Source organism: Acidithiobacillus sp. HP-11, from assembly GCF_015100075.1.
Lineage (GTDB): Bacteria > Pseudomonadota > Gammaproteobacteria > Acidithiobacillales > Acidithiobacillaceae > Acidithiobacillus > Acidithiobacillus thiooxidans.
Genome location: NZ_JACKYY010000110.1, coordinates 1 through 1270, shown reverse-complemented (window position 1 = coordinate 1270; position 1270 = coordinate 1). Strand labels below are relative to the sequence as shown.

The window sequence follows — 1270 nt, the reverse complement described above, 5'->3', positions numbered from 1 at the left end:
AGGTCCAACCGCTTCTCCTCCACCGTGAAAGTCACATGATCCACCAACCACGGCGGAACCAATCCTAACGCGAGAGAAAACAGCTCTTCAGGGACCATCAGCTAACTCCTATTCAGGGCACGACCGCTCCACAGCATTCTACCCCCTACCCACTCAATCTGACGAAGAGCCAAAGCAGATATCTGGTTTCGTAAGTCGGCAGAATCCGGAAACGCCAATGGGGCTTTTCATCTGGCCTTCGCTTACAACTTCGGCGAGGGTGTACCAACCAACACGCATAAAGCCGTTTATTGGTGGCAACAATCTGCAAAAGATCGCAAGAAATGAGCCAATTTTGTGCTCAAGCGTATATTGAAGATCCTTGCGGTAGTTTTATTCGCGGCATTCTGGGAATTCTGGATTGGTCATCAAGGCCACATCCATATAGAACGGCTTTTTGAGCCCAACAAGAGTCGCCCCCTCTTCGTTGGCACGCCATCAAACACACTCTCAACAATGCAAAAGACAAACAAAGCAATGTAAGCTCTCTAGAGCGAAAATGATCATGCATCCTGTAAATACTTCCACCTCAGGTAGTTGGGCAAAAAGGCTGCGTCTACCTCTTGTATGGGGCATCTATTCCATTACTTACAGCAGCATGTCAATGAAGTAACTTGGAGGTAACAAGACATCCTCTTCTCATGATTGGTTCCTGAACATCCCCCTTTTCCCCAGCATTTCACGACTCTTTTTAACACAGGCGCTTTCGGCTCCTGTGGCACACTTTCCCGGCTTTTATTGGCTTCAAGCATTTATCTAGAAAGCTGTCGAGGCTTCTGGAGGAAACGGATTCCATTCGCTTAGATGCTATTGTGCAGCCCCTTGAAATTTTAGTGGAGCGTACCCATAAATCTTTCAGCCTGAGAGCAGGCTATGATTGTTAAAAGGTTATTGTCATAAGATGGAGGTATACACCATGGCTAAAGAAGTATCCCGTCCCACGGTTATGGATGTGCGTCCGACTGATCCACTGGAAGGCGTACTTGACACGTTTATGCCCGGATTCTTTTCCCCGGCATCTTTACGTAGACAATCCTATCCACAGGTTGCCAATATAGATGTTATTGATCGGGATGACGCCTTTATTCTCAAAGCTGAAATACCCGGTGTTGAAAAGAACGATCTGGATATCCAGGTGCATGGTAACCAAGTTTATCTTGGTGGTGTGAAACAAGAGGAGAAAACGGAAAAAGACGCGAACTATGTATATCGTGAACGGCATTACGGCGAG

The 1270-nt window shown here is 46.9% G+C and carries 2 protein-coding genes; both read left to right on the top strand.

The window, feature by feature from the left end; genetic code table 11:
• The first annotated feature begins 180 nt into the window (after positions 1-180).
• Complete coding sequence (locus tag H7F08_RS15980; protein ID WP_084546934.1) at positions 181-327, top strand: SEL1-like repeat protein; 147 nt, start codon at positions 181-183, stop codon at positions 325-327.
• Positions 328-955: 628 nt separating this feature from the next.
• Positions 956-1270, top strand: a 315-nt coding sequence (locus tag H7F08_RS15280; protein ID WP_193641003.1) for an Hsp20/alpha crystallin family protein, incomplete at its 3' end; no start/stop codon positions are given.